General features: G+C 69.4%; 8 protein-coding genes. All 8 read right to left on the reverse strand.

The genetic code is table 11. The features are described 5' to 3' along the window. Position 1: 1 nt before the first annotated feature. The 8 genes from pelF to AC0CH3_RS16185 are packed head-to-tail and all read right to left on the reverse strand — an operon-like array spanning position 2 to position 12285. On the reverse strand, positions 2–1513 hold the full coding sequence (gene pelF, locus AC0CH3_RS16150; RefSeq protein WP_354303653.1) for a GT4 family glycosyltransferase PelF: 1512 nt from the start codon (positions 1511–1513) through the stop codon (positions 2–4). Further along, a complete protein-coding gene (locus AC0CH3_RS16155; RefSeq protein ID WP_354303655.1) occupies positions 1510–2424 on the reverse strand; it encodes a hypothetical protein in 915 nt (304 codons plus the stop codon). Before AC0CH3_RS16155 ends, pelF begins: the two co-directional genes overlap by 4 nt. Continuing rightward, positions 2421–3389 carry a hypothetical protein gene (locus AC0CH3_RS16160; protein WP_354303657.1) on the reverse strand — a complete coding sequence of 323 codons (969 nt, stop codon included), beginning with the start codon at positions 3387–3389 and terminating at the stop codon, positions 2421–2423. The genes AC0CH3_RS16155 and AC0CH3_RS16160 overlap by 4 nt, the downstream gene beginning before the upstream one ends. Next, positions 3386–4861, reverse strand: coding sequence for a hypothetical protein (locus tag AC0CH3_RS16165; RefSeq protein WP_354303659.1), 1476 nt, complete (start codon positions 4859–4861; stop codon positions 3386–3388). Before AC0CH3_RS16165 ends, AC0CH3_RS16160 begins: the two co-directional genes overlap by 4 nt. Next, positions 4858–6582 (reverse strand): tetratricopeptide repeat protein, encoded by a 1725-nt coding sequence (locus tag AC0CH3_RS16170; RefSeq protein ID WP_465238062.1) that lies wholly within the window; start codon positions 6580–6582, stop codon positions 4858–4860. Before AC0CH3_RS16170 ends, AC0CH3_RS16165 begins: the two co-directional genes overlap by 4 nt. Next, positions 6579–7472 (reverse strand): endo alpha-1,4 polygalactosaminidase, encoded by an 894-nt coding sequence (locus AC0CH3_RS16175; RefSeq protein WP_465238063.1) that lies wholly within the window; start codon positions 7470–7472, stop codon positions 6579–6581. The genes AC0CH3_RS16170 and AC0CH3_RS16175 overlap by 4 nt, the downstream gene beginning before the upstream one ends. Beyond that, on the reverse strand, positions 7469–8866 hold the full coding sequence (gene pelG, locus AC0CH3_RS16180; protein WP_354303664.1) for an exopolysaccharide Pel transporter PelG: 1398 nt from the start codon (positions 8864–8866) through the stop codon (positions 7469–7471). Before pelG ends, AC0CH3_RS16175 begins: the two co-directional genes overlap by 4 nt. 23 nt (positions 8867–8889) lie before the next feature. Then, positions 8890–12285, reverse strand: a complete 3396-nt coding sequence (locus tag AC0CH3_RS16185; protein WP_354303666.1) for a M10 family metallopeptidase C-terminal domain-containing protein — start codon at positions 12283–12285, stop codon at positions 8890–8892. Positions 12286–12526 lie beyond the last annotated feature (241 nt).

Genomic DNA, 12526 nt, shown 5'->3' on the forward strand with positions numbered 1-12526 from the left:
CCTATCGGGCGATCAGCGTCCGGTAGAGGTCGGCATAGGCGCCGATGATCGTTGCGTGATCATAATCGCGGCGGACGCGCTCGCGCATCGTCTCGCCCATCGTGCGACGCAGCTCGGGGCTTCCCGCGATCGCGACGATTCCGGCCGCCGTCGCCGCGGGATTGACCAGCGGCGTGACGATCCCGCCATGCCCGCTGTCGACGCCGCCGCGACCCTCGATCATCTCGCGGCAGCTGCCCACGTCGGGCGCGACGACGGGGATGCCACATGCCCCCCCTTCGAGGATCACGAGCGGCTGTGCCTCCGACAGGCTGGTCAGCACGAGCAGGTCGATCTTCGCCATCCAGTCCTCGATCCGCACGCGTCCGGCAAAGCTGAACACCGGCGTGAGATCGAGATCGCGCACCAGTCGCGCGCACTCGGCGGCATATTCGGGATCCTCGTCCTCGGGGCCGAGCACGACGAAGCGCAGCTCGGGGCGTTCGGCGTGCGCGATCGCGGCGGCGCGGATGAACGTCTTCACGTCCTTGATCGGCACGACGCGGCCGAGCAGCGCGACCAGCGGATGCGCCGGATCGCGCTGGTCGGGCAGCGCCGCGAACCGCCCCGAATCGATCCCGTTCGGAATCACGCGGACGCGGTCGGCGGCCGCACCCAGGCGACGCTGGACCGCGGTGTTCTCGCCGTAGAGCGCGACGATCGGATCGCAGCTGTCGTAGCAGGCGCTCGCATAGCTGGTGAACGCGCGCACCCACAGGTCGCGCAGATCGCGGACGCTGCGGTCGAGTTCGAGCCCCGTGTCGACCTGATCGCCGATCCAGTCGGCCATCATCACCTCGATCTGGCGTTCGAGAAGATAGATGCCGTGCTCGGTGATGAAGGCGGGGCGTCCGGTCTGACGCGCGGCGCGTGCGGCGAGCAGGCCCGCGAACCCGGTCGATATCGTGTGATAGGCGCGCGCTGGCGGCAGCGGTGCGGTGAGCACGGACAGCAGCCCGCCGAGCAGCACGCGCATCGCCCAGAAATAATGATGGAAGGACGCCTTGGGCAGCGTCGCCTGATAATGGCGTCGCAACCGCGCGAACACCGCGGGATGCGACAGGATGTCGCCCGGTGCCAGCGTCCGCGGCGTGGCGCCGAGCAGGTCGATCAGGATCCTCAGGCGCGGTGCACCGCCCGCCGCGACGAACGCGATGAGCGCGTCCGCGATCGGGACCGCGATCCGGTCCGGGATCGTCCGCGGGATCGCGGCGGCGGGCGCCAGACCGATCTCGACGACACCGACGACGTTGGGTGGCGGCGTCAACCGGAACGGCAACGGTGCGCCGTCGGGTTTGATCGCCGCGATCACGAACCGCACATCGGGGGTGTGCGTGATCAGGTCCTGCAACCAGCCGGACACGCCGCCGATCACATAGGGATAGGCGCCCTCGACGATCAGGCAGACGTCCGCCTCTGCGGCGTCTGCTGGCGCGGCGCCGGTCGGCTCGGCGAACGCCGTCAGGGGAATCATGCGGTTGCCCCCGCGCGCCACCACTGGGCGAGCCTGGCCATGTCGCGGGTCGATGCGTCCGCCGGCTGCGTCTCGATCGCGGCGACCATCGTGTCGATCGCGGCATAGTCGCCGTTCGCCCAGAATGTTTCGAGCAGCATCGTCTGCCGGTCGCGCGCGTCCGCGGTCCCGCCGCCATCCGGCGTGCCGGAAGCGATCGTCGCGACCGCATCCTCGCGCAGGTGGATGCGCTGCGAATCGGACAACAAGACGTCTGCGCGGGCATGATCCGCGAGCAGCCTGGCGAGCGTCTGCGCGGCGTCGGGGTCGGTCCCGTCGGGCCCTTCCGCCGCCAGCGCGATCCGCGCGGACAGCCTTTCGCGCGCGGATGCCAGATTCTCGACGACGCGTGCCGACGCGGCGGCGGCGAGCGCGCGGATCGTCTGGTCGCGATCGGTCAGGGCGAGCGCGATCAGCGGCGACAGCGCGGGTTCGAACGACCGCACCACGGTTTCGAGCGCACGGCGGCGCGCCGCGACATTGCCGTGCCGCATGATCGTGACGAGCGAGCCGAGCGTCTCGGGTGTCGCATGCCGGATCCGGCCGTCGAGCAGGCGCGCGACCGCGAGCCGTGCGCCGCGCCGCGCCATCCGCGGCGAGACGCGCCCGAAGAGGTCGTCGCTCGCGCGGGGAACACCGGCACGCGAAAGCCGCCCGAGCGGCAGCGCGGCGAGGAGTCCGATCGGCCCGAGCACGCCGAGCATCGCCGACGCGAACCCGCCGGCCGCACCGCGACGCAGCCAGACGGCGAGCGCGAGCATCGACAGCGCGCTGTGGACCGCCATCACCCAGCCGACCCCCATGCTCAAGACGAGATGCGCCGGCAGCAACAGTACGTCACCCACCGCGAGCGGCAGCAGGACGGCGATCACGCGACCAGTCCGGCGGGCCGTACCGTCGGGTGCGTCGCGCGCGCGCTGTCCGCGAGCAACGGCGTGAGCCACGACGCGATCTCGCAGAGTTCGGCGGTGCGGCTGGCGTTGAGCGCGTCGAAGGGCAGGCTGTGCAGCACCAGGCATCCGACGAGATCGCCGCCCGCGCGGTCGAGCAGCGCGACCGCGGCGACGCCGACGTCCTCGAGCATCGCCCGGTCCTGCGTGTCGGCGACGTGCAGGATCGCTCGCGGCCGTCCGATGCAGGCGACGAGCCCGGCGGGAAGGACGTCGCGGTGGCGTACGGTCATCGCGCCGTGCAGCCACGCGCGGGCCTCGCCGCCGGCGACGCGGTAACAGGTGAAATCGGCGGTCCGCGCGGCGAGCGTGATCAGTTCGCCGATCGCGCCGCGCCGCGCGGCGGGATCGATCGACGACACGCGCGTCGCGGTATCGATCGCATGCCCGATCGTATGCGCTTCGGTGGCGATCTGCACCTGAAGCCGGCGGTTGGTGTGGGACAGCGCCGCAAAGGCCTCGGTCAGCCGGGCGAGGTTGCGCGCGGCGACCTGGCCGTGCTTTTCCAGACGGGCATGGCGCGTGGTCCGCACGATCGTGACCTCGCCGATCGCGACCGCGGCGGAGAACCACATCAGCGGCTGCAGCGACAGATGGAAGAGATGGTCGAGATAGTCGCGCTCGCCCGCATTCTCGTGTGCGTACAGCAGCCACACCCCGGAGGCGATCGCCGCGGCGAGGACGCCGGGCCCGGTGCCGTACGCCAGCGCCATCGCGAGCACGGGAAGCCAGTATGGATTGGGCTGGACCTGCGCGAACCCGGTGCCCCCGGTCAGCCACCGGTCGATCGCCACGAGCATCGCGACCGCGAGCAGCAGTTCCAGCGCGATCCGCGCCGTGCGCCGCCAGCCGCTTCGCCAGGATCGTTGTCGCGGCTGTTGCGTCACTGCGTATCCCCCAGGCTGCGCGTCACCTGCGCGCGCGCGAAAAGCTGACGGCCCGAAAAACCGGGTCGCGTGATCGAGGTGATCCCGGCGCCCCCCTCGACGCGCCAGGCGATCGCGATCGGCGCGGCCAGCCCGATGCTCGCGGTCGGGCCGTCGCCGCCGAACCGGTCAACCGTCCAGCCCGCGAGCGCGGTGAGCTGCACCGCTCCCAGCGCGCCGCTGACCAGGCCCTGCAGCGTATGGTTCTCGCGGCTGGCGAGCGGGATGATCGCGGTGCCGTTCGCGCCGAGCATCATCCGCCGGACATATTCGGCCTCGAACCGGTAGGTCAGGCCGAGCGCGGGAAATTGGCGGCGGATCAGGTAATCCGCGCCCGCATTGGCCACCAGCGTATCGCTCGCGCCATCGTCGCCCTCGATCCCGTAGCGGTTGGCGCCGATGTCCGCCTGCGCGACAAGGCCCGGGGTCAGCCGATAGGTGACGCCCAGTAATGCGCGTGACAGATAGCCGCCGCCGAGCACCTGCGCGGGCGTCGAATAATCGGGCATGTGCCGCATCACGCTGCCGCGGACCTGCGCGTCGGCCGACCCTGCGACGAATTTCGCGCCGCCGCCGGTGACCGCATCGTCCAGCGCCGCGGACGCGATCAGCTGCACGCGGACCGCCCCGTCGAACGCCGCGGCCAGCGTGGCGTCGACGACCGTGGCGCCGCTGCGCACGTCGCGTCCGATCGTCGCGACCCGGCTTTCGATGTGGCGGAGGCCGCCGCCGACGGCAAAGCGGTCATCGATCGCAGCGTCGATCCGTGCGGCATATTCGACCTGCGACAGGTCGCTGCCGTCGCGCGCGCTGACGCCGATACTCGCCGTACCCGTTGCGGCGGCGATCGCACGCCGCGCGGCGGGATCGTTGGCGGCCAGCGCGCGATACCCGCGACCGGCGGTTCGCACATCGCCATCCGCCAGGCGAACGTCGGCGAGCAGCCGTGCCACGCGGCGATCGCGCGGATAGCGTTGCGCGAGCCGGTTCGCCGCCTGCAGCGCCCGGCCCGGATAGCCCGCGGCTATCGCCGCTTCGATCGCCGCGATGTCCGTCTCGGGCGCGTCGCCGGCGCTCTGATCCGCGCCGGTCTCGTCGGGTGTTGTGGGGACGAAGGCAAAGGCGAGTTCGGATCCCGTCCGTCGCCATGACATGATCCAGCCCGGTGCAGGCCGGAGCACCAGGCTCGTGTCGTTCCACCGCAGGTCGCCGACCGCCTCGCCAGCGGCATCGCGGAATGCCGCGATCGGCTCGGGCGCGATCGGTCGGTCGAAGCGGATCACGACTTCGTCGCCGGCGTCCTGGATATCGAGCGTCGCATCGCTGGGCCAGCCGAGCCTGGCATCGGGCGCCAGCACGCGCGCGTCGGCGAACACCGTGCGCGGGACGGTCAGCGCAGGCGCATCCGCCATGCCGAGCAACAGCGCGATCATTGTGCGAGGAGCGCGCGTGCGCGGCCCGGCTGACCCCGGGCGATCAGCAGCCGCGCGTGCAGCGCAGCGAGCGCCGGGTCGTCGGGCGTATCGGCGCGCAGCGTTTCGACGAGCGCCACCGCCTCGGCACGGCGACCCAGCGTATTGAGCAGTTCGGCGCGCGCGCGGGTCTCGTCGGGTGTCTGCGCCAGCGCGCGCTCGAGCCATGGACGCGCCGCGCGGTCGCCGCCGATCCGCGACTGGACATCGGCCATCAGTCGCAGCGTCGGCAGGTCGGTCGGGGTGCTCGCCAGCTGTCCATCGAGCCATTTCGCGGCAGCCTTTGCATCGCCGGCGTTCCACGCCGTCCAGGCCAGGTCGAGCTGGTCGCGTGGCCCGGCGACACCCGCCGCGATGCGCCGCCGCGCGATCTCCGCCGCCTGTGCCGGACCGATCCGCGCGGGCGCTGCGGCAGACAGCGCCGCCAATTGTCCCGGGTCGAGCGGGTGTCCGTCGAGCAATGCCGCCAGCGCGGCGCGTCCCTCGCTGTCGTCGTGCGCGGCGCGGGCGAGCGACAGCCGCATCAGCATCACATCGGTCTGTGCCGCGAGCGGGTGCCGCGACACGAAGGCAAGCGCGGCGGCTGGCCGGTCGCGCTCGACATAGGACGACAGCCAGCCGCGCTGTTGCTGCGTATCGCCCTGCATCGTCTGCTGCCGCAGCCATGCGACATCGTCCGCACCGGGCCGCGGTCCCATCAGATAGAGCAACCGGCGCGACACGGCGGCGGTCGATGGCTGTCCGGACGCGGCACGGCGCAAGAGTGCGATCGCGTCGTCGCGATAGCCCGCCGCGAGCAGCCGTTCCGCGCTCGCATCGGGGCGGGCGCCCGGGATCGCGGCGTGCGCGACCAGTTCGGCGCGCAACCCCTCGCGATCGCCCGACTCGGTCAGGATCGCCTCGCGCGCCGCGGCGCGCTGGTCGACCGGGAGACCGTTTGCCGCGCGCAGGCCGGCGGCGACGTCCCGGTCACGCGCGGCGAGGCGGATCGCGAGCCAGGGGTCCGCCGCGCGCCAGTCCGCTCGCGTGGCCTGGTCGAGCAATGCGATCAGATCGCCGCGACCGGCGGCGTCGGCGCGGCGTGCGAGATCGAGCGCGAGACGCGTATCGGGGGGCGGAATGACGCCCTTCGCGCTGGCCAGGACGACGAGATCGGGCCGATCGATGGCATAGGCCGCGGCGACCAGATCGGCGGGCGGCACCGCGCCGCGCGTCCGCGCTGCCGCCGCAACCAGCGCGGCTGCGGCGGGTTTCCGACCCGTCCGGTTCAGCAGGTCCACGCGCAATCGCCACGTTGCGACGGCGCTGCCATCGGGGCGCGCGGCGAGATAGGCGAGCGCAACCGCGGGCCGCCCTGCCGCCACCAGATCAAAGGCAATCTGCGCCGTGGTGACTGGAACGCCGTCGGCAATCAGCCGCGCCGTCAACGCGGCGAGCCGGGCGGCGGTCGCGGTCCTGATTTCGGCGGCGATGACCGGGTGCGGCGGTGCCGACGCCGGCGCCGGCGCGGGTGTTGCGGACGGCAGGGTGCTGCTGACACCGGACAGCGGCTGCGCGCGGCGTTCGGCGGGCAGGATCTCACGCTGGCTGGGGAGCAGCATGAGCCCCACCGCGAGAAGACCGAGGCCGGCCACCGCGGGCAGGATCAGCGCGAGCTTGCCGTTCTGGCGGTCGACCCTCATCGGGTCGGCTCCGGCCACAGGCGGTCGAGCGCGAGCGTCGCAACATAGGGGCGAAAGCCGGCCCTGCGTTCGCGTGCATAGAGCGATCTGACATGATCGACGTCGGCCTGGTCCCAATAGTCGAGCGTCATGAGCTCGAGCGCGGGATTGCGCGCCTTGGCGACCCGCAAACGCGCGGCCTGCCATTCCCAGTCGTCATCACTGAGCATTTCATAGCGTTTGGCAGCGAAGTTCCAGCGCGACGCCATCGCTTCGCCGAGGACATAGTCGAGTTTGGGCGCGACGTCGGGCAGTACCGCATAGCCGCGGTTGAGCATGATCCGGATCTTGGGGAACCGCGTGCGTACCGCGCCGATCAACGCGGCTCCCGCGGCGATCATGCCCTTGTTCGCGACCGGATCCTGCCGTTCCATCGCTTCGGCGTTATCCATCGTATCGATGAAGATTCCGTCATAGCCGAGCGCGAGGATCGCCGGCACGAGCTGGTCGATGACTGCCGCCCGCCATGCGGGATGTCGCAGGTCGACCAGTCGCGCATCGGGCCAGTTCGGGTTCGCGGGACCCAGCGCACCGGCTCGTTCAAGGTCGGCGAAATAAGGTCGCGACCGTTCGATCTCGCCGAAGCTGACATAGCCGAGCAGGCTGCTGCCGGGCCCGCGGAGTGGTGCGATCGGACGCGGGTGATGCGGCTCGAGCACGAGCAACCGGCATGCGCGCGCGAGTGCGGGGTCCGTCGCCGCGCCATAGTCTATCGCCCAGCGCGCATCGTCGTCGTCCGAGCGCCGTGCCGGTCCGGCGGCGGCATCGAGCGGTGCGCGCAGTCCGAACGTCAGGCCTAGCGCGCCGAGCGCCAGCATCCGTCGCCGCGCCAGATCGGTGAGACGCGTCACAGGAAACGCCCGCCCTGGCCGACGACCGAGGGGTTGTTGCCGACGAACAGCAGATAGGTGAGGTTGACCGTGGCCTCGGCGACGAGCGCGAGACCGACCGACGCCCCCACCACGGCGCCGGCCATATAGCCCCATCCGAACGCCGCGAAGCCGATGTCCCATTGCAGGATCGTCGCGATCGCACTGCCGATCGCGAATGCCAACCACGTCAGCACGATGCGGCCGAACAGATCATAATAGGCGAGCACGACCGTCGTCGCGATGACGACGAGGTGGAACACGGTGCCGAGCGATGTCTGGCGGAACGCGAAGATCGCGCGCGCATCCGCGCCGATCGCCTCGAACAACGGCACCGCGAAGACCCAGGCGAATGCCGCGACCAGCGCCTGCGCCAGCACCAGGATGCGCAGCCCGTCGAGCATGGCGCGCGCGACGTCGCCACGCGCCTCCTCGATCCGCTGCAGCGTTGACGTCCCGGTGCACCGGACGATCATGCCCTCGAACGCCCGGTCGAACCGGGTCTCGGTGACGATCAGCAGCAAGGTCAGCCCGGGCACCATCGTCAGCAGACCGAGGAAACTCCCCTGATCGTTGATCGGGTTGAGGCGTAGCAGGCCGATGGTCGGGATGCTCGCGGGGCCGAACCACAATTGCCATTTGTCGATCCAGATCGCGACCACGCCGAGGACCCCGGCCGCCGCGACGATCTGCGCGAGCCGCGGTGCCATCGCGGCCCGGTCGGGCAGGATCGGCGCTGCGGAAAAATGGCGGCGGACGACGTACATGACCGCGGCAAGCGTCGTGGCGATGCCGGCGGCGATGACCGCGAGTACCATGATCACGCCGGGGCGTGGCAACGCTGCGAGAAGGAGCGCGGCGAGCGCGATGCCCGCGAGATAGGCGAGGGGGATCGCGCGATAGCGGCGCAGCGCGGTCAGCAGCGGCGCGGCAATCCAGATCTGCGTGAGCCAGGCGAGGATCAGCGTGGCGAGCACGGCCTGCGCGAGCGGCAATCGGCCCAGCAGGCCGAACGTGACCGTGCCGATCGCAAGCGCGAACCCGCCGCCCGCCGCCAGCGCCACGAGCATGATCCCCGATACGCCGCCTGCGTCGCGCGCGAAGATGCGATCCGCCACCAGCCGCGTCGCCAGGATACCCACCGGCGCTGCGGCGAGCGCCGACAGGCTGAAGCTGTAGACGAGGATCGTCTGAACCGTCCGTGCCGCGTCGCTGCCGAGATGCGCCGCGGACCAGCGGTTGAGCATCGCCATCGCGATCGCCGTGATCAGCCAGGGGCCGGCGCTGATGACCGCGCCGAACGCGGCGGCACCGACGATCCCGCCAACCCCGCCTTCACGCGCGGTCCTCGCCAACTGGAAGCCTATGCCTGCCATACCATCGCCGGCTATGCCTTGCGCTACATGAAGAAATCGTTCGCGCTCAGGAAGTGGTGGCCGAGCAGCGCGATCGAGAAGTCGGCTGCGGATCCGGTATCGGTATTGCCCTCGACGACGGTGTATTCGCGGCCGCCAATCATCTGATAGCTGTAGCGGAGCTGTTCCGGCGCGGTGAAGCGTGCGCCCGTTCCGATCAAGTTGAACGACTGGTCGCCGCGCGCGAAAATCGAGCTGTTCGCGTCGATCATCGACAGGTCGATCTTGTCCTGTCCGACCGTGAAATCGTTGATCACGTCGCGCAGCGAGGATGCCGGGCTGTCGCCCTTCGCCTCGAACCTGAAGATGTCCGCGCCCGCGCCGCCGGTCATCACGTCCTGATCGTCGCCGCCGCTCAGGATATCGTTGCCGTCACCCCCGGCGAGGGTGTCGCGGCCAGTGCCGCCGATCAGCGTGTCGTTGCCCGCCCCGCCATTCAGCGTGTCGTTGCCCAGACCACCGATCAGGCGATCATTGCCGCCGAGACCGTTCAGCACGTCGTTGCCCCAGCTGCCGTCGAGCACGTCCTGTTCGCCCGTGCCGTTCATCGTCTCGGCAAAGATCGTCCCCGTGCGGGTGATGCCGACGATGTCGGTCACGCCGATCGACAGCATCTGCGTGTCGACCGCGCCCCGGGTGTCGGTGGCGACCACCGTCACCGCATAGACATTGTCACGGTTCGCGTCGGTCGGCGTCTCGAAATCGGGCGCGGTCACGAACTTCAGTACGCCGGTGGTCGCATCGATCGAGAAATTGGCGCCGTCGCCGCCCGTGGCGATCGAGTATCGGATCGAATCGCCCAGCGCGATATTGGCGTCGGTCGCGGCGATCGTCGTCAGCGCGGTGCCGTTCTCGGCGATCGACAGCATCCCCGTCGTGCCGCCGCCGAACGACGTGATCGCCGGGCCGACATTGGTCTGATGCCCGATCCTGACGGCATGGACGCCGATCGCACCGATGTCGATCGTCAGGATCTCGCCGATCTGGCTGGCGATGGTCGCGCCGGTAACGGTCGTCCAGTCGGTGCCCGGCGCCTTGAGATCGACCGTCACCTTGCCTTCGCCCTCGACCGTGAACGCCAGATCGCGTCCGTCGCCGCTGAGCGTTTCCAGCGTCGCGCGCATCGGCAGCGCGGTGATGTGGGTCACGTCGTCGGCGACCGCGCCCATCGTGATCGCATAGGTTCCGCCAGTCCTGGGCAGGAACACCGTGTCGGCGTCATAGGCGTACCAGCCGGCAACGTTCCGGATCACCTGTCCGCTCGCCTGTCCGTCGATGTCGAGCGAGAAGGTGCCCGTGGTCGCACCGACCGTCGCCGTTATCGTGTTGCCGGTAACGGTCGAGGCGATCGTCGCGTCCTGGAACGCGCTGACCCGGGTCGCGAGATCCGCGAGCGTCACGAACTCAAGCCCGGCTCCGGCGGCACGCGCGATGAAGTCGGTGAACATCTGCTTGGCATAGGGGCTGACGGTGCCGTCGCTGGTCCACATCGTCGGGCCGTAATCATGCCATGGCCATACCACCACGGGCGCGTCCGCACCGCTCGTCAGCGCGCTGAATTCCTTCGCCCAGGCCGCGCTCGCCTCGGCCACCGTCTTTTTCTGGAACTCGATCAGCGAGAAATCGAACGACGTGTTCGGCGCGATATAGACCTTGTCGTCCGCGGCGTTCTGCGGCGTCATATAGCCGATCGCATTGGGATAGCCCGCGCCGACCCCCGAATAGCCACCGCTGAGATACGTCACATATTTCAGGATTTCCTGGCTGGTGGCGATCTGCTCGGGCGCGCCGGGCACCGCTGCGCCGCCGACCGTCACGGCCTTGCCGAGATACGCGCTCAGCTGTTTCTCGAGCTCGGCGCGCGACTGGCCGAACTCGGACGCGATCTGCGCGTCGGTCAGCAGGTTGGTGTTCTCCGGATGCGTATAGCTGTGCGAGCCAAGCTCGTTGCCCATATCGAGCAACGCCTTGTAATAGGGCAGCGACACCGCCCAGTCGGTCGACTGGCCGTTTGCGGGGTCGTTGCCGATATTGACGTAATAGCTGCCGACGAAATTATACGCCGTCTTCCATTCGGTCAGGATGGGCATCAGCTTGTCGTAGATGCCGGGCGCGTTGTTCGCCGGATTGACCTCCGCGGCCTCCTGACTCTGATCCATGTCGACGCGCGACGCGAACAGCCCGGACTGGCGGGTCATCTGCAATCCGACCGACAGGCCATTGCCGTGGACCGAATAATCGATCGCCTTTTGCAGCAGGTTGTCGTCGGCCATGACCGCTTCGCTCGAGAACAGGACGTTGCGGCCCCCCGTCTGCGTCGCGAGCGCGGCCGCATAGGTCTGGCCGTTGACGGTCTCGGTTGCGATCGTCGTCCCCGTGCCGCTGACGCTGGTGAACGCGTTCCAGCCGATCCCGGTATATTGGCGGATCACCTGACCATCGTCATAGCCGTCGAGCACGAGATGCGCCGCGTCGCTCGCCTTGAGCGTCACGTCGGCCGGGAAACCGCCGGTCACGCGCGTCGCGTCGAACAACAGCTTCATGCGTGAATAGGAGTCGCCGGCGAGTGCGGCGTTATCCGCGCCGTTGGTCATGAACTCGCCCGCCGCGACCAGCCCGATCCCGAACTGCCTGGTCGCCTGTTCGAGCGTCTGCGCGATCAGGTCGGCCTTGCCGGCATCGACGTTGCGGAACGACGGGAAAATGATCGTGTCGTATTTGGCGAGCGTCGCCAGACTGGTCAGGTCGCTTTCGTTGAGCACGTCGAACGGCACGCCCGCCTGCATCGCCTGGCTCTGTGCCGCCATGAACAGCTGCGAATAGGCGGTCTTGCTGAAATAGGCGTTGGCGGTGGTTTCGGACCAGACGATCGCAACGCGGTGCGCAGGGTCGGCGACGAGACCCGTGTCGTTGAACACCGTGAACGGCGTGCTCGAATAATTGCCCGGCAGGAACGCGGTGTCGTTGACGTCGTAGATCGTATCGATCGCCTGCGGGGTGCCGATCGCGACCTTGGGTACGCGGAACTCGACCGTCATGCGGTCCGCCGACCATGCCGCCTTCAGGCCGCTCGCCACCAGCGTTTCGCCCGCGCCGCCACTGTATAGCGAGACGGTCCCGTCGGCGGCAAAGTTGACGTTGTATTCGGCACCGCCTGCAAAGCCGAACACCTGATGCCCCGTCGCGGCGTTGCGATCGGTATTGAGCCAGGCGGTCGTGTTCGCGCCGATCGCGGTCGGCGCCGTCATCGCAAAGGCGAAATCGGCACCGTCGCTCCGCGCATAGATCGCGTATCCCGTCCCGAGCCCGCGATCGATCCGGTCGCCTGGCGCCCAGTCGTTCAGATTCCCGTCGAGCGTGATCGGTGTTGCGTTCGCCATCATTCGTCCCCGTTGCCCCTGCTTTTGCAAAGCGGTCGTCGTCGCAACCCACCGAGCAATGTCGATCTGCGCGTAGCAAGAGCGGCGCCCGCTCCGGAACTCTCCATTTTTTTGCAATTCCGGGCACATGTGCCAACCGGGTACGACGTCGCGCGGGCCATCGCCCGGCGCGCTCAGCCGCTGTGCCGCGTCATATTCGCTGCCGCCGCCGTCCCGACACGCGGGCGCCGACCGAATTGAT

The sequence above is a fragment of the Sphingomonas sp. AC449 genome (genome assembly GCF_979253475.1).

Coding starts and splice junctions, on each gene's coding strand:
- pelF (WP_354303653.1), bottom strand. CDS start 1,513: ATGATTCCCCTGACGGCGTTCGCCGAGCCGACCGGCGCCGCGCCAGCA.
- AC0CH3_RS16165 (WP_354303659.1), bottom strand. CDS start 4,861: ATGATCGCGCTGTTGCTCGGCATGGCGGATGCGCCTGCGCTGACCGTC.
- AC0CH3_RS16170 (WP_465238062.1), bottom strand. CDS start 6,582: ATGAGGGTCGACCGCCAGAACGGCAAGCTCGCGCTGATCCTGCCCGCG.
- pelG (WP_354303664.1), bottom strand. CDS start 8,866: ATGGCAGGCATAGGCTTCCAGTTGGCGAGGACCGCGCGTGAAGGCGGG.
- AC0CH3_RS16185 (WP_354303666.1), bottom strand. CDS start 12,285: ATGGCGAACGCAACACCGATCACGCTCGACGGGAATCTGAACGACTGG.